16 protein-coding genes are annotated in these 13,510 nt (G+C 71.5%); 7 read left to right on the forward strand and 9 right to left on the reverse strand.

Features of this window, described 5'->3' with window-relative positions:
• Window positions 1-106 precede the first annotated feature (106 nt).
• From AC07RM_RS05995 to AC07RM_RS06005, 3 genes are read left to right on the forward strand one after another with little or no spacing between them, the layout of a single operon-like run.
• A complete protein-coding gene (locus AC07RM_RS05995; protein ID WP_495333747.1) occupies window positions 107-1,738 on the forward strand; it encodes an FAD-dependent oxidoreductase in 1,632 nt (543 codons plus the stop codon).
• Complete coding sequence (locus tag AC07RM_RS06000; protein WP_057594253.1) at window positions 1,735-2,064, forward strand: 4Fe-4S binding protein; 330 nt, start codon at window positions 1,735-1,737, stop codon at window positions 2,062-2,064. Before AC07RM_RS05995 ends, AC07RM_RS06000 begins: the two co-directional genes overlap by 4 nt.
• The gene (locus AC07RM_RS06005) at window positions 2,064-3,047 is read left to right on the forward strand and encodes an ABC transporter substrate-binding protein (RefSeq protein WP_495333749.1); all 984 of its coding nucleotides are present in this window, start codon (window positions 2,064-2,066) and stop codon (window positions 3,045-3,047) included. Before AC07RM_RS06000 ends, AC07RM_RS06005 begins: the two co-directional genes overlap by 1 nt.
• Here the strand turns inward: AC07RM_RS06005 and AC07RM_RS06010 are convergent.
• The 5 genes from AC07RM_RS06010 to AC07RM_RS06030 all read right to left on the reverse strand — a co-directional run bounded on the left by AC07RM_RS06010 (window position 3,044) and on the right by AC07RM_RS06030 (window position 7,763).
• Complete coding sequence (locus AC07RM_RS06010) at window positions 3,044-3,835, reverse strand: hypothetical protein (protein WP_495333751.1); 792 nt, start codon at window positions 3,833-3,835, stop codon at window positions 3,044-3,046. The two genes, AC07RM_RS06005 and AC07RM_RS06010, sit on opposite strands and share 4 nt — an antisense overlap.
• 149 nt (window positions 3,836-3,984) lie before the next feature.
• Window positions 3,985-5,001 carry a transporter substrate-binding domain-containing protein gene (locus AC07RM_RS06015; RefSeq protein WP_495333753.1) on the reverse strand — a complete coding sequence of 339 codons (1,017 nt, stop codon included), beginning with the start codon at window positions 4,999-5,001 and terminating at the stop codon, window positions 3,985-3,987.
• Complete coding sequence (locus AC07RM_RS06020; RefSeq protein ID WP_216087372.1) at window positions 4,994-5,827, reverse strand: ABC transporter permease; 834 nt, start codon at window positions 5,825-5,827, stop codon at window positions 4,994-4,996. The genes AC07RM_RS06015 and AC07RM_RS06020 overlap by 8 nt, the downstream gene beginning before the upstream one ends.
• Window positions 5,824-6,636: an ABC transporter ATP-binding protein gene (locus AC07RM_RS06025; RefSeq protein ID WP_495333755.1), complete on the reverse strand. Its 813-nt coding sequence runs from the start codon at window positions 6,634-6,636 to the stop codon at window positions 5,824-5,826. The genes AC07RM_RS06020 and AC07RM_RS06025 overlap by 4 nt, the downstream gene beginning before the upstream one ends.
• Window positions 6,637-6,647: 11 nt before the next feature.
• Window positions 6,648-7,763 carry an ABC transporter substrate-binding protein gene (locus tag AC07RM_RS06030; protein ID WP_495333757.1) on the reverse strand — a complete coding sequence of 372 codons (1,116 nt, stop codon included), beginning with the start codon at window positions 7,761-7,763 and terminating at the stop codon, window positions 6,648-6,650.
• A gap of 151 nt (window positions 7,764-7,914) precedes the next feature.
• Here AC07RM_RS06030 and AC07RM_RS06035 point away from each other — a divergent pair, with 151 nt between their 5' ends.
• The 3 genes from AC07RM_RS06035 (at window position 7,915) to AC07RM_RS06045 (ending at window position 9,387) form a co-directional block, all read left to right on the forward strand.
• Window positions 7,915-8,292 (forward strand): DUF4844 domain-containing protein, encoded by a 378-nt coding sequence (locus AC07RM_RS06035; RefSeq protein ID WP_495333759.1) that lies wholly within the window; start codon window positions 7,915-7,917, stop codon window positions 8,290-8,292.
• The gene (locus AC07RM_RS06040) at window positions 8,286-8,588 is read left to right on the forward strand and encodes a hypothetical protein (RefSeq protein WP_495333761.1); all 303 of its coding nucleotides are present in this window, start codon (window positions 8,286-8,288) and stop codon (window positions 8,586-8,588) included. The genes AC07RM_RS06035 and AC07RM_RS06040 overlap by 7 nt, the downstream gene beginning before the upstream one ends.
• A 79-nt stretch (window positions 8,589-8,667) precedes the next feature.
• Window positions 8,668-9,387, forward strand: a complete 720-nt coding sequence (locus tag AC07RM_RS06045; protein ID WP_495333763.1) for a nitroreductase — start codon at window positions 8,668-8,670, stop codon at window positions 9,385-9,387.
• Between the two features lie 10 nt (window positions 9,388-9,397).
• Here the strand turns inward: AC07RM_RS06045 and AC07RM_RS06050 are convergent, their stop codons facing one another.
• Genes AC07RM_RS06050 through AC07RM_RS06060 form a run of 3 tightly spaced genes read right to left on the reverse strand, consistent with a single transcriptional unit; the run spans window position 9,398 to window position 12,542 of the window.
• Entirely contained in the window at window positions 9,398-10,573 is a 1,176-nt protein-coding gene (locus AC07RM_RS06050; protein WP_495333765.1) for an acetyl-CoA C-acyltransferase, read from the reverse strand.
• Window positions 10,558-11,964: an AMP-binding protein gene (locus AC07RM_RS06055; RefSeq protein WP_495333767.1), complete on the reverse strand. Its 1,407-nt coding sequence runs from the start codon at window positions 11,962-11,964 to the stop codon at window positions 10,558-10,560. The genes AC07RM_RS06050 and AC07RM_RS06055 overlap by 16 nt, the downstream gene beginning before the upstream one ends.
• Window positions 11,964-12,542 carry a biotin transporter BioY gene (locus AC07RM_RS06060; protein WP_209540678.1) on the reverse strand — a complete coding sequence of 193 codons (579 nt, stop codon included), beginning with the start codon at window positions 12,540-12,542 and terminating at the stop codon, window positions 11,964-11,966. Before AC07RM_RS06060 ends, AC07RM_RS06055 begins: the two co-directional genes overlap by 1 nt.
• 203 nt (window positions 12,543-12,745) lie before the next feature.
• Here AC07RM_RS06060 and AC07RM_RS06065 point away from each other — a divergent pair, with 203 nt between their 5' ends.
• Entirely contained in the window at window positions 12,746-13,033 is a 288-nt protein-coding gene (locus AC07RM_RS06065) for a hypothetical protein (RefSeq protein WP_093342516.1), read from the forward strand.
• Between the two features lie 40 nt (window positions 13,034-13,073).
• Here the strand turns inward: AC07RM_RS06065 and AC07RM_RS06070 are convergent, their stop codons facing one another.
• Window positions 13,074-13,343: a hypothetical protein gene (locus AC07RM_RS06070; RefSeq protein ID WP_431512516.1), complete on the reverse strand. Its 270-nt coding sequence runs from the start codon at window positions 13,341-13,343 to the stop codon at window positions 13,074-13,076.
• Between the last annotated feature and the right edge of the window lie 167 nt (window positions 13,344-13,510).

Consider the following 13,510-nt stretch of genomic DNA (forward strand, 5'->3'; position numbering starts at 1 on the left):
ATTCCAGGGCCGCGCATATCGAAGCACGCATTCCTTCTTTGTGCCGCGCCCGCGCCGTTGATACGGTCGGTCCTCTTTTCTTTCTTTGCAGCAGAGGACACGCGACATGGGCGCCAGGGATTTCGAGCGGCAGCTTCTTTCGGGCGCCGATGGCGGCACGCGCCACGAGGCCGACGTGCTGGTGATCGGCGGCGGCCCGGCCGGTGCCTGGGCCGCGGTGAGCGCGGCCGCGCGCGGCGCGCGCGTGCTGCTGGCCGACAAGGGCTTCTGCGGCACCTCGGGCGCCACCGCGCCTTCGGGCACCGGCCTGTGGCACGTGCCGGCCGAAGGCACGGCGCGCGAGGAGGCCAAGGCCAGCCGCTTCGCGATGGGCGGCCAGCTGGCCGAGCACGCCTGGATGGACCGCGTGCTCGAACAGACCTGGACCAACGTCGAGACGCTCAAGGAATGGGGCTATCCGTTCCCGGTCGACGACCAGGGCGCGCTGCGCTGCACCTCGCTGCAGGGCCCCGAGTACATGCGGCTGATGCGCAAGCGCGTGAAGGCCGCGGGCGCGCGCATCCTCGACCACAGCCCGGTGCTCGAGCTGCTGGTGGACGAGCACGGCACCGTCTGCGGCGCCACCGGCGTGAACCGGCAGACCGGCGAAAGCTGGGTGGCGCGCGCCGGCGCCGTGGTCATCGCCACCGGCGGCTGCGCCTTCCTGAGCCGCGCGCTCGGCTGCAACGTGCTGACCGGCGACGGCCAGCTGATGGCGGCCGAGGTCGGCGCGGCCCTGTCGGGCATGGAGTTCTCCAATGCCTACGGGCTCGGGCCGGCCTTCTCGTCGGTCACCAAGTCGCTGTTCTACAACTGGGCCACCTTCTACGCGGCCGACGGCGTGGCGATCGAGGGCGCGGGCTCGTCCAAGGGCCGCGGCGTGATCGCGCAGACGCTGCAGGCGCAGCCCGTCTACGCCTGCCTCGACCGCGCCGACGCGCAGATCCGCGCCTGGATGCGCACCGCGCAGCCGAACTTCTTCGTCTCCTTCGATCGCCAGGGCATCGACCCCTTCACGCAGCACTTCCCGGTCACGCTGCGGCTCGAGGGCACCGTGCGCGGCACCGGCGGCCTGCACCTGGTGGACGACAGTTGCGCCACCACCGTGGCCGGCCTCTATGCCGCGGGCGACGCGGCCACGCGCGAGCTGATCTGCGGCGGCTTCACCGGCGGCGGCAGCCACAACGCGGCCTGGGCGCTGTCCTCGGGTTTCTGGGCCGGTGCCGGCGCCGCCGACTTCGGGCGCGATGCGCGCGCGCGTTCGCAACGCGCGGCCCTGCGCGCCGGCGGCGTCGCGCTGTCCACGCGCGGCGCGCAGGCCTGGGACAGCCAGGCCGTGGTGCGCGCAGTGCAGGCCGAGGTCTTCCCCTACGAACGCAACTGGTTCCGCGAAGGCGACGCGCTGCGCGATTCGCTCGCGCGGCTCGACGCCCTGTGGGAGCGCCTGCGCCAGGGCGCGCCCGCGGCCAGCGCCGCAGACGCGGTGCGCGCGCGCGAAGCGGCCGCCATGCTGGCCACCTCGCGCTGGATGTACCGCAGCGCGCTGCAGCGCACCGAGACGCGCGGCATGCACCGCCGGCGCGAGCATTCGGCCATCGACCCGACCCAGCGCCATCGCCTCTTGAGCGGCGGGCTCGACGAGGTCTGGGTGCAACGCCACGCCGTGCAACGGCGCGCCGAGGAAGAGGTGGCCGTATGATCGAACTCATCAGCGCCGAACGCTGCACCGCCTGCAACATCTGCGTGAGCGCCTGCCCGACCAACGTGTTCGAGGCCGTGCCCGGCGGCCTGCCGCGCATCGCGCGCCAGGACGACTGCCAGACCTGCTTCATGTGCGAGCTCTACTGCCCCGAGGACGCGCTCTACGTCGCGCCGATCGCAGACCGCGGCGCCACCGCCGAGGAGCGCGACGTGGCCGCCCAGGCGCTGATGGGCAGCTACCGCCGCGACATCGGCTGGGGGCGCGGCCGCCAGTCGACGGCCTCGGCCGACGCCAGCTTCGAACTGCTGCGGCGCGCGCACTGATGGCGGCGCCTGTCGATACCGGCCGCCGGCGGCTGCTGCGCGGCGCCGTCGCCGCAACCGCCGCCACGCTGCCGCTGTTCTCGATCGCGCAGGGCGCGCCCGGCGCGGGCGTGCTGCGCCTGGGCTACATCGGTCCGGGCAGGAAGCCCGCGGCCGCCACCGGCTGGGCGCTGCGCCAGGGCCTGTTGCAGCGCGAGCTCGCGCCGCTGGGCTTCAAGGAGGTGGTCACGCGCAACTTCCCGAACGGACCCGACCTCAACGAAGCCTTCATCTCGGGCGTGCTCGACGTCGGCATCTACGGCGACACGCCCGCCGTGGTCGCGCGCTCGCGCGGCCTCGATGCGCGGCTGATCGGCTTCGACACCGTGGGCATGAACGTCTGGCTGCTCACGCCGCGCGACGGCGTGCGCAGCGTGCGCGAGCTCGAGGGCCAGGCCATCGGCGTGGCGCGCGGTTCCTACATGCACCGCTACGTGCTGGGCCTGCTCAAGGAACATGGCCTGCAGAAGTCGGTGAAGGTGATCCACATGTTCCCGCGCGACGGCGAGGCCGCGCTCGACCAGCGCTCGATCGCCGCCTTCGCGGCCCAGATCGACGTCGGGCCGCTGCTCGCATCGCGCGGCTACCCCGTGATCGACGAGGCCGACCGCCATCCCACCCTGCGCGGCACCTCGGTGATCGTCGCTTCGTCGAAGCTGCTCGCCACCGCGCCCGGCCTGCCGGCCGCCTGGACCCGCGCGCGCCGCGTCGCCATTGCCGAGATGCGCGCCGACAGCGTGGCCTACTACGCCTTCCATGCCGAGGTCAGCGGCTTTCCGCTCGAGGCGGTCAAGGCCTCGCATCCGCTGAGCCAGTACCCCGAGGCGGCCTATCCCGCCGCGGGGCTGGGGCTGATCGAGGAGGTGAAGAAGTTCCTGCTGGCGGAGAAACTGGTGACGCAGGACTTCGCGTTGGGGCAGTGGCAGTGGGCGGGTGAGGGCTAGTGGTGCGGTCGTAGATCCTCGGGTGCGGCCACGCGCAGGCTGGTCCGGAATCTGGTGGCCCAGGCATCGCCCGACAGGATGGGATTGCCCACGATGCCGACGAGCAGGTCGGGCGACAGTTGCACGATGGACCCCTGCTGCGCATTCGTGCCGCCGTACACGTGCTCGTACCGGCTGGTCCTGCCGCGATTCCATTCGCCCTTGTAAACGAACTCCCCCTTCAGGGCGGACTTGCCCGCCAGTTGCGTCGGGTCCATGCGCGTGATGCTTCCGGAGACAGCGTCGGGCAGGTGCCAGCCGTCTTCGTCGGAGAAAAAATCTCCCAGGTCACGTTGGCCCGTGTCGTTCAACCGGCCGTGGCCGACGACGACGGTGCCCACCGCGCCCAGGGGCACGGGGCCGAACGCAAGATACCAATCGCAGACCTCGTACGGCGGCGCGGAGGCATATCCGTCCGTGTGGCACTCGTAGAGATCGCTGTTCTTCGGTTTCGCGATCCAGACGGTGACCTGGCACTCGTCCCCGCCGGATGGGTTCTCGGGATAGTCCGGCCTGCCTATCTGGTAGTGGGGCGCGGGTCCATGTTTGCTGTCGGCTCGTTCGGGCCGGCCGATCCGGTACTTCGCGGAGAGTTCGAAGGCGACGCCGCAGGAGACTACGGTGTTCACCGGAAAGCCGTCGGCTTGCCCAGTGGCCGGTGCATTGGGAGCCGCGTTGGCTGCAAGCGGGACCAGGATCGCAACGGCGAGGGCCCAGAGGATGGAAATGGCGGTACGCAGGGAAGGCATCGGGGCTTCTTCGGATGGGCGATGGTGGCCGCCGCATGGCCGGGGCAGGCAACCGCCCGACCATAGCGCGCCGGATCGCTGTCTTCATGAAGCTCGCGTGACACGAACGAGGCTGAAGCAACGGGCCTGTTCCCCCGCTGACGCGCCATTCAAGAGTGGCAGACCAACCCATCCTTGAGCAAGGTGATCTCGAACTGCAGATTCCCCGCACGCGCCCCACGCGCCTGCGCGAGCGTGCCATCGGCGCGCCAGCGCCGCAGCGCGGCCGCGATGTAGTCGCGCGACGCCGTGTCGCCCGCCGCGAGCCGCACGGCCGCGTCGGCCGGGGCGCGCAGGTCCTGCGCCACCGGCTTGTAGAAGCGCCATTCCTCGTTGCCCATCAGCCGCTCGAGCACCTGCGCGTCTTCGGCCAGCGCCGCGCATTCGCCGGCCATGAAGGCCGAGGCCGCATGCACCGTCGAGGGATAGTTGCGCGGCTGGGCCCCATAGCGCAGCGCCACCGCGCCCGCATAGCCCGAGCCTTCGCCCACGCAGACCGAGGCGCCGCGCAGCGCCTCCTCGTCCTGCACGCGGCCGCGGCGCAGCGCGACCACCTGGCCGCGGCCGGTGTCGTAGCTGCCAGGCGCGGCATCGATGCCGGCGCCGCCTTCGTCGGTGCGCGCGCCCTGGCCCTGCGTGGGCACGCCGGCCACCAGCAGGTCGACGCGGCCGTCGCGCAGCGCCTCGTCGCGCTCGTCGGGTGCGAGGCCGACCAGCACGGCCTTCACGCCCAGCGAGGCCGCGAGTTCGCGTGCCAGGGTGGCGTCGAAGGCATCGGGCTCGGGCGGCGTGGGCGAGCCGGGCGGGGCAGGGCGCGGATAGCGCCGTACGCCGACGACCAGTTCGCCGCGCGCGATCGCGCGTGCGAGCACCGGGCCCTTGGGCAGTTGATTCAGCGGCGTGGCCAGCGCGGGCACGGCCAGCGGCGGCAGCCATGCGAGCCAGGTCGCGGGGCCCGACAGGCCACGCTCGCGCGGCGCGTTGTCGGCATTCGACCAGGCACCGCCGGCGGCGGCCAGCGCGGCGACCACCGCGAGCACCGGCCCGGCCGCGACCAGGCTGGGCCAGCGGCGGATGCCGTCGAGCAGGCCGGCCACGGCGGAGGAAGGACGCTGGTTCTCACTCATCGAGACTCAACCCGCGCCGCCAGCGCAGCAGCCGGCGCTCGAGCAGCGCCAGCAGGTAGTTCAGCAGCAGCCCGAGCACCGCCAGCAGCAGGATGCCGGCGTACATGGTCGGGATCTGGAAGGTCTCCTGCGAGTTGAGCGTGAGGAAGCCCAGCCCCGAGTGCGCGCCGATCATCTCGGCCGCCACCAGCGCCGTGATGCTGTAGGCGCCCGCGAGCCGCACGCCCGTGAAGATCGAGGGCAGCGAGGCCGGCAGCACCACCTTGAAGAAGACGAAGCGGCGCGAGGCGCCCATCGACAGCGCGGAGTTCACGAGCAGCCGGTCGACCTGCTTCACGCCGCTCACGGTGCTCAGCAGCACCGGCCAGAACGAGGCCCAGAAGATGATCGCCACCTTCGACAGCTCGCCGATGCCGAGGAACAGGATGAAGACCGGGAACAGCGCGAAGGCCGAGGTCTGGCGGAACAGCTGCAGCACCGGGTCGACGATGGCCGCGAGCCGGCGGAAGCCGCCGACCAGCAAGCCCAGCAGCACGCCCGCGCTGCTCGCGAGCACCAGGCCCCAGAGCGAGCGCTGCAGGCTCGCGGCGACGTGCTTCCAGAGCTGGCCGTTGTCGAGCAGCTGGCCGATGCTCGCGAGCACGGCCGAGGGCGGGCTCAGGTAGGCGTCGCTCACGATGCCCAGGCGCGGCAGCGCTTCCCACAGCGCGAGGAACAGCACGATGCCGGCGGCGCGCTCGGCGAAGCGGCCCGCGAACCGGGCGAAGCGCGCCAGCGTGCGGCGCGGCGCGGGCGCGGCGGGCGCGCCTTCGAGCACGGCGCTCACGAGACCATTCCTTCGAGCGAACGCGGCTTCAGCCCGATCTGCACCTCGTCCTTCAGCACCTCCCAGGCGCGCTGGCGCAGGGCCGCGAACTCGCTCGAATGGCGCAGCTCGGCCGAGCGCGGCCGCGCCAGCGGGATGTCGATGATCGCCTTGATGCGGCCGGGCCGTTGCGTCATCACGGCCACGCGGTCGGACAGGTAGACCGCCTCCTCGAGGCTGTGCGTGATGAAGACGATGGTCTTGCGGTACTGCTCCCAGATGCGCAGCAGCTCGCCCTGCAGGATCTCGCGCGTCTGCGCGTCGAGCGCGGCGAAGGGCTCGTCCATCAGCAGCACGTCGGGCCGGTAGGCCAGCGAGCGCGCGATCGCCACGCGCTGCTTCATGCCGCCCGAGATCTCGTGCGGATAGCGTTCGCCGAAGCCGTGCAGGCCCACGAGCTCGAGGTACTCCTGCGCGGTGCGGCGGCGCGCGGCCTTGCCGATGCCGCGGATCTCGAGGCCCACCGCGATGTTGTCGAGCACCGTGAGCCACGGGAACAGCGCATAGCCCTGGAACACCACGCCCTGGTTGCGGTGCACGCCCGCGACCGGCTGGCTGTCGATGGCGATGCGACCGCCGGTGCGCTCGGTGAGCCCGGCCAGGATGCCGAGGAAGGTCGACTTGCCGCAGCCCGAGGGGCCGAGCACCGAGAGGAACTCGCCCTCCCGCACGTCGAGGTCGAAGCCCTCGAGCACGCGCACGCGCTCGCTCGCGCCGCGCGCCGCGTAGTCCATGCGCACGTCGCGCGCCGAGATCTTGATGCCGCTCATGCGCGCGCCGCTCAGGTCTTCGCCGCGGCGGGCTGCGAGGGCACCTGCGCGTAGGGGTTGAACTCGTTGGTGTAGACGTCCTTCACCGCCACCTTGCCGGCCGGGATCTTGCCCTCGGACTGCAGGATGTCGACGTAGTACTCGATCGGCGGCTCGGTCACCACCAGGTCCTCGACGTAGGCGTAGCGGTCCACGTTCTGCAGGTCCATGTTGATGCGCTTGGCGACCAGCTTGCGCGCTTCCTCGGGATTCGCGTTGACCCAGTTGCCGGCCTTGGCCAGCGCCGTCACCACGTCGCGCACCGCCTCGGGATGCTCGCGGATGAAGCGGCCGTGCGCGCTGTAGGGCGCCATGCCGCCGAGGCCGCCGTCGAGGTCGAAGTCGCTCCACAGCCGCACCAGCGCGTCGGCATGGTCGGCGCGGCCCGAGAAGGGCGCGTGGATGATCGCGAGGTCGGTGTTGCGCGTGACCAGCGTCTGCTCGGCCTGCTCGTCGGGCACCACCACGAAGTTGATCTTGTTCACGTCCACGCCATGCTGGCGCAGGTACTTCTTGGTCACGAACTCGGCGCAGGCGCCGAAGCTGTTGAAGCCGATGGTCTTGCCCTCGAGGTCCTTGGGCTTGAGGATGCCCGAGTCCTTGCGCACGAAGTACTTCATGTGCGGCGCTTCCTGCAGCGTCTTGCCGCCGGCCGCCACCACCTTGAGGTCGGCGCCCGAGGCGATGGCCGAGATCACCAGCGGCACCATGCGGCTGCCGAAGTCGATCTCGCCGGTGCCCACGAGCGGAATGATCTGCGGCGCCGCGATCTTGCCCACGTACTGCGGCCGCGTGTTCGTGCCCTCGAAGTAGCCGAGCTGGTCGGCCAGGTAGATCAGGTCGAACGAGGGGTTGTCGGGGTACTTGAACGCGACCTTGTCGCCGGCCTTCTTGACGATGGCCGGCGCGTTGGCCGAAGCGGACTTCGACTCGTCGCGCGAGCAGCCGACGAGCGCGGCCGCGCCGAGCCCGCCGAGGCTGCCCACCGTGCCCAGCGAGACGAGGGTTTGCAGCAAGCCGCGGCGCGAGGGCGCGCGCAGCGCGACGGTTGCGGATTCGCGGGAGGGGGAGAGTTTCTCGATGGACATGGCGACCGGCAGCGGAACTGCCTCTGAACAGGGATGGCCGATGCTAGGAAGCGGCCGGTGCCGGACCAACGAAGAAATCCATGCATGGATATGCGGGGAGTGGGGAAAGCGGGGACGCCGGGCGGCATCGCATGGAGGTATGGTGCGCGGCATGCGCGTCTTCCTGCTCGCCCTCGTCCTCTTCTGTCAGCTCGCCATGGCCGCTCCACCTTCGACTTCCACGCCGCCGGGTCCCCAGGCCTGGGCGCTGTCCGCGTTCATCGCCAAGAAGAAGTTCCTGCCGGAAGCCCTGTACCCGGGCGCGATGAACGAGCCGGCGCGCCTGCGCTTCGAGGCCACCATCAATGCGCTGGCCATGCAGCTGCAGCCGCTCGCGGACCGGCCGAATCCCAAGGAGAAGCTCATGGCCGCGTTCAAGGCCGCCTATCCCGCCTGGGAGAACGAGGACACGGAGGAACGCGAGCGCGCGGTGGGCTACTTCGAGGAGCTGATGGCATTCTGGGCGTGGAGAGTTCGAACGGCGTGCTGAACCGCCTGCTCTACGGATTCGATCCGGGGCAGTCGCCGGCGGCGAGGAATGCGCAGGCCCTGGCGGCGATGACGGCCGAGGAGCGGGGCTTCGCGGCGAAGCTCGAGGCGCTGCGCGTCGAGAACGCCGAGGCTTTTCTCGTGGCCGCCCTCGGCCCGCCGACGACCGTGGCGGGTGGCATGCAACTGTGGATGAAGCCGGGCGATCCGGGGTTCATGCTGTCGTTGACGAGGCCGCCGAAGGGGGCGATCGTCTGGATGGTGAAGGATCGCTTTCTCTATACGAAGGCCTTGTGAAATCCGAGCGCTGGGATGCTCGGCGCGGCTGCTTCCTTCCGCGCCGGCGGTCGCTTCGCATTGCTTGCGAAAATGCGGCATGCACAGCCTCCTCGCTTCCGACCCGGCAGCCGCTTCTTCCGCCCCCGACCCCCTCGCACTCCAGACGCTGCTCGAGCAACGCGGCTCGACCCGCGGCTTTACCGACCAGGCCCTGCCCGAGGGCTGCCTCGAACAGCTCCTGATCCAGGCGCGCCGCGCCCCGAGCGGCGCGAACCTGCAGCCCGGCGAGTTCATCTCGCTCGAGGGCGAGGCCCGCGCGCGGCTGAGCGCGGCACTGGTGGGCGCATTCCGCAACGGCGAGCAGGAAGCCGAGGACTACAGTTACTTTCCGCGCCCCATGCCCCACAGCCTGCGCCGGCGCCAGGTCGCGGCGGCGCAGGCGCTCTATGGCGCGCTGGGGGCGGCACGCGAGGACCGGGCGGCGCGCGATGCGCAGTTCGAGCGCAACTTCCGCTTCTTCGATGCGCCCGTGGCGCTGCTGGTGGTGATCGATGCGCGCATGGGCAGCGGCTGCTACATGGACCTGGGGATGTGCCTGTTCGCGCTGATGATGGCCGCGAACGCCCAGGGCATCGGCAGTTGCGCGATCGGCGCGATCGCATCCTATCCGGGCCTGGTGCGTTCGACGCTGGGGCTGGGCGATGAGCACCACGTCGTCTGCGGCCTGGCGCTGGGCTATGCCGATCCGCAGGCGCCCGAGAACGCGGTGCGGACCGCGCGGCGGCCGCTCGACGACTTCTTCCGCGTGATTCGCTAGCTGCTGGAGCCTAGAGCCGCTGCACCAGCCCCGCCGCGCCCAGGCCGCCCGCGCCGGCAATCGCCGCGAGGCCGTGCGCGCCCGACGGGGCATCGTGCTGCATGTCGGCGAGCAGGCGCACCAGGCTGACCGCGCCCGAGGCGCCGATCGGATGCCCGCGGCCCAGGCCGCCGCCGCCACGGTTCAGGCGCGAGGGCTGCAAGCCCAATGCCTGGATGAAAGACAGCGCCTGCACGGCAAAGGCCTCGTGCAGCTCCGCGCCCCAGAGCGCGTCCGCATCGAGGCCGGCACGGCGCAGCAGCGCTTCGGCGGCGGTGGAGGCGCCGAGCATCGGCATCTCCGGCGCCACGCCGATCGAGGTGCCGCCCAGCCAATGGAAGCGCGGCGCGATCTTCAACGCAGCCGCGGCCTGCGGCGTGGCGAGCAGCACGAAGGCGGCGCCGTCGGCGCGCGGGGCGATCGCGAGGCGGCTGACGGCCATCTGTAGCGCAACGACCGGGTCGGACAGCGTGTCGGCGACCGCCTCGATCGGCATGCGCGCCATGCGCGAGGCCGTGAGTTCGCGCGCATAGCTGTCGTGCGTGGCATCGCCGATGGGCACGATCTCCTGCGACATGCGTTCGCGCCATGCGAGCGCCTTCGCATGGCTTTGGGCCGCGAAGTCATCCTGCTGCGCGCGGCCGATCGAATGCAGCGCGGCATGGCGCGCGGCGGCGAGCAGCAGGTCGGGATCGCGCGCCGGATCGGGCGCGAAGGCGGGGCGGTCGTAGGGCACGGGCGCCTCGCCGGCATCGCGCGGGCGATGCTGGCGGATCGGTGCGCGGCTCCAGGCCTCGACGCCGCCGGCGATCGTGATGGCGGCATTGCCGCTGGCCAGCAGGCCGGCGGCCAGGGTCAGGGCATCGAGGCCGGCGCAGCACTGGGTGTCGACAGACAGCGCGGCGACGTGGTCCGGCAGGCCGGCGGCCAGCGCGACCATGCGCGCGGGATTGCCGCCCGCGCCCAGCGCGTTGCCGGCGACGACCGCATCGACCGCTTGCGCGGGAACGCCCGAACGCGCCAGCAAGGCCTGCAGCACCGGTGCGCCGATCTCGTGCGCCGCCAGCGCGCCGAGCGCACCGCCGACCGGCACCACCGCGCTGCGGGCCCAGCCGAGGATCACGGGCGGACTCACAGCCGGCTCCATGGCGCCGCGGACGCATCGGCCAACTGTCGCGCGAGCGCGGCGTGATCCGTCTTGCCGCTCGGCGTGCGAGGCCAGTCATCGACGCGGTAGAAGCGCCGCGGCAGCTTGAAGGGCTCGAGCCGGTCACGGCACCAGGCCTGCAGTTCCTCGCGCGAGAGCGGTGCCGACAGCGCGAGCAAGGCCACGGCCTCCATGCCGCGCAGCGGATGCGGCAGCCCCTGGATCGACGCGGCCGCGATCGCCGGATGCCCGGCCAGCACGTTCTCGACTTCCTCGGGGAACAGGTTCTTGCCCTGCACGAGCAGCATGCGCTGCTGCCGGCCGACCAGGTGCAGGAAACCGTCCTCGTCGACATGGCCCATGTCGCGCACCGAGAGCCAGTCGCCGTCGCGCAGCACGGCGGTGCCGTCTTCCTCGGCCGTCAGCGTCACGTAGTCGCTGAACACCATCGGGCTGCGCACGTAGATCAGTCCGGGCAGGGGTGGCTCGATCCTGAGCTCGACATTGGCGAAGGGCCGGCCGACCACGTCGTCGGGCAGCGCCTCGTCGCTGTCGGCCCAGGCGATGAACGAGGTTTCCGAGGCGCCATAGAACTCGACGATGCGTGCCTCGGGAAACAGCGCGCGCAGCGCCGCGGTGCGCGCGCGCGGCCACGGGGCGCCGCTGATCATCACGAGGCGCGTGCCGGTCACGGGCGGCAGGCCATGGCGCTGCGCATGCTCGAGCATCAGCAGCAGCTGGCTGGGCACGGCGACCAGGCTGCCCGCGAGGCCCCGCTGCAGCGTCTCGAGCGCGGTGGCTGCAGAAAACTGGCGCTGCAGGCGCATGCCGGCGCCGGTCCACAGGCCCAGCAGCGCGCCGAACAGGAACAGCGAATGCGAGAGCCGACCCGGCACCAGCACGGTGGTGCCGGTGGCGGGGCCGAAGCTCCGGACGCAAATCTCGAAGCTGTGGGTCCACGATCCGTGCCTGCGCCGGAAGCCCTTGGGCACGCCGGTGCTGCCCGAGGTGAAGCCGATGTAGAAGGGCGTGTTCGCGTCCGCTTTTCTGATGTCGGCGGCCGCGCCCAGGTGCTGCGCCATGCGCGCCTGCACCTTGTCCCTGATGGGCTGCGGCCAGTCGGGATCGCCGACGGCCGCGGTGCGGTTGCTCGCGAGGATCGCGAGGAAGCTCGCGAGCTGGTCGGCCGGCGATGCGCTCGCGCTGGCCCAGGCGACCGTCGGCGTGGCCGCGGCGTCGAGCGCGGCGGCCTCCGTCGCGACGCGTGCCGCGAGCGCGGCGAAACTCAGTTGCGTTTGGCCATCGTCGAGCGCGAGCGCATCGGGCGTGTGCCGCGCCCACCAGGCGAGCGGCGCGTGAACGGTCCGGAAATCGGGCGCCGGGCCGGTCATCAGTCGCGATCGAGACGCCAGCTCGGAAGGCCGCGTGCCACCGTCTGCACCACCAGCGCGCAGACCACGCACTTGACGAGGTCGCCCGGCACGAAGACCAGGCTCGCGAGCGCCGCCTTCTGCAGCGGCAGGTGGGCCACCAGCGACAGCCCTGCGATGCCGAACAGGTAGACCACGACGATGCCGCCGATGAACGAGGCGGCCAGCGCCGCGGCGAACAGCGCGCGTCCGCGCGCGGCGGCGAAGCGCCGCATGATCCAGCCGCAGGCGAAGGCGCCGAACAGCCAGCCCACGAGGAAGCCGGCCGAGGGCGTCACGAACGCGCCCGGGCCACCGCGGCCGCCGGACAGCAGCGGCAGGCCGAGCGCCACGCCCACGAGCAGCAGCGCCACCGCGAGAAAGCCGCGGCGCGGTCCGAGCAGGCAGCCCGCGAGCATCACGCCGAGGGTCTGCAGCGTGATCGGCACGCCCAGCGCCAGGTCGATGCGCGGGACGGCGCCGAGCGCGGCGATCAGCGCGGCGAACAGCGCGACGTAGGACAGCGTGCGGGAGGAGGTGATCGGGGTGGAGGTGGACATGGCAATGGAATGTCGGGGAAGGTTGCGCTGCAGGCCGTGGCCTTGGCTTCCTTGCGTGGCGGACGGGCCGCGGGTGGCTGGGCCTCCACTGCCTGCGCGGGGCGGGCAGGAGGGCGCCCGAGAGCGTAACACCGTCGCCGCCAGGCCCGCGCTGGTACGCTATCCGTCCGATTTCGAACCCAGGCGCGAGGAGGCGCCGCCCCATGAAACAACAGATCTCGCGACTCTCACCGCATCAGAACGGCAAGGTGTTCGGCGTCATGATGGCGGTCACCTCGCTGGTGTTCCTCGTGCCCTTCGCGCTGCTGTTCGCGCTGGTGCAGCCGGCCGGCAAGAGCGGGCCGTCGCTGCTGCTCCTGCTGCTCGCGCCGCTCATGTACCTGGTCTTCGCCTACTGCGCGGTGGCCATCGGCTGCCTGATCTACAACTTCCTGCAGAAGTTCGTCGGCGGCATCGAGTTCGAGACCTCGACCCCCGCGAACTCGCAGTAGGCGCAGGCCCGAGCCAGGGCCCGGCGACCGAACGAAGGCCTCAGGCCTTGTCGGCTTCCGACTTCTTGTCGATCGCCGCCTGCAGTTCCCGGGCATAGGCCAGCAGCTGGTCGCGCATGGCATCGGCGCCCTGCAGCAGCGCGTCCGACGTGGGCTGGCCCAGCAGGATGCCCGCCTGCTGGTTGCCGAATCGTTCCATCCGGTCGAACAGCAGCTTGGGATTGGGGTGCGAGGACATCAGGGCCAGGCAGAAGCTCTTGAGCGCGGCCACTTGTCCCTGGAGGTAGTCGAGGCGTTCTTTGTCGGTCATGGGAGAGGAATGCGGTTGCAAAGGAGCCGTGGTGGACTCGGGCAGGGACCCCGGGGTTCCGGGTCCGGCGACGGGCCGCATTATGAGCCGCCGGCCGGCGTGGCCGGATGACGGGCGCGCCGCCTACGCGCGGCTGCGCCAAGTGCTGCCGCACGCGGGCACGGGGG

This window comes from Variovorax sp. GW821-FHT09B05 (genome assembly GCF_059418265.1).

Excerpts from the sequence above, each read along its gene's own strand:
- AC07RM_RS05995 (WP_495333747.1), top strand. The coding sequence starts at position 107 with ATGGGCGCCAGGGATTTCGAGCGGCAGCTTCTTTCGGGCGCCGATGGC.
- AC07RM_RS06000 (WP_057594253.1), top strand. The coding sequence starts at position 1,735 with ATGATCGAACTCATCAGCGCCGAACGCTGCACCGCCTGCAACATCTGC.
- AC07RM_RS06005 (WP_495333749.1), top strand. The coding sequence starts at position 2,064 with ATGGCGGCGCCTGTCGATACCGGCCGCCGGCGGCTGCTGCGCGGCGCC.
- AC07RM_RS06010 (WP_495333751.1), bottom strand. The coding sequence starts at position 3,835 with ATGCCTTCCCTGCGTACCGCCATTTCCATCCTCTGGGCCCTCGCCGTT.
- AC07RM_RS06015 (WP_495333753.1), bottom strand. The coding sequence starts at position 5,001 with ATGAGTGAGAACCAGCGTCCTTCCTCCGCCGTGGCCGGCCTGCTCGAC.
- AC07RM_RS06025 (WP_495333755.1), bottom strand. The coding sequence starts at position 6,636 with ATGAGCGGCATCAAGATCTCGGCGCGCGACGTGCGCATGGACTACGCG.
- AC07RM_RS06030 (WP_495333757.1), bottom strand. The coding sequence starts at position 7,763 with ATGTCCATCGAGAAACTCTCCCCCTCCCGCGAATCCGCAACCGTCGCG.
- AC07RM_RS06035 (WP_495333759.1), top strand. The coding sequence starts at position 7,915 with ATGCGCGTCTTCCTGCTCGCCCTCGTCCTCTTCTGTCAGCTCGCCATG.
- AC07RM_RS06045 (WP_495333763.1), top strand. The coding sequence starts at position 8,668 with ATGCACAGCCTCCTCGCTTCCGACCCGGCAGCCGCTTCTTCCGCCCCC.
- AC07RM_RS06050 (WP_495333765.1), bottom strand. The coding sequence starts at position 10,573 with ATGGAGCCGGCTGTGAGTCCGCCCGTGATCCTCGGCTGGGCCCGCAGC.
- AC07RM_RS06055 (WP_495333767.1), bottom strand. The coding sequence starts at position 11,964 with ATGACCGGCCCGGCGCCCGATTTCCGGACCGTTCACGCGCCGCTCGCC.
- AC07RM_RS06060 (WP_209540678.1), bottom strand. The coding sequence starts at position 12,542 with ATGTCCACCTCCACCCCGATCACCTCCTCCCGCACGCTGTCCTACGTC.
- AC07RM_RS06065 (WP_093342516.1), top strand. The coding sequence starts at position 12,746 with ATGAAACAACAGATCTCGCGACTCTCACCGCATCAGAACGGCAAGGTG.
- AC07RM_RS06070 (WP_431512516.1), bottom strand. The coding sequence starts at position 13,343 with ATGACCGACAAAGAACGCCTCGACTACCTCCAGGGACAAGTGGCCGCG.